1 pseudogene is annotated in these 268 nt (G+C 52.2%); it reads left to right on the forward strand.

Annotation, left to right across the window (positions count from 1 at the left end):
* Nucleotides 1-268 (forward strand): annotated as a pseudogene (gene hisQ, locus SB756_RS30630) (histidine ABC transporter permease HisQ); the annotation flags it as partial.

Below are 268 nucleotides of genomic sequence, written 5' to 3' on the forward strand. Positions count from 1 at the left end.
GGCTTTCGGGGCTGATTTTCGAAGGGTACACCACGCTGATTCGTGGCGTGCCGGACTTAGTGTTGATGCTGCTGATTTTCTACGGTTTGCAGATTGCGCTAAACACGGTGACGGAGGCGATGGGCGTCGGGCAGATTGATATCGATCCGATGGTCGCTGGTATTATCACTCTCGGTTTTATCTACGGTGCTTATTTTACCGAAACGTTCCGTGGTGCTTTTATGGCAGTGCCGAAAGGACATATAGAGGCGGCGACGGCGTTCGGTTT

It is taken from the genome of Pseudomonas sp. SIMBA_068 (genome assembly GCF_046534705.1).
In the GTDB taxonomy this organism is placed as follows: Bacteria; Pseudomonadota; Gammaproteobacteria; order Pseudomonadales; family Pseudomonadaceae; genus Aquipseudomonas; species Aquipseudomonas putida.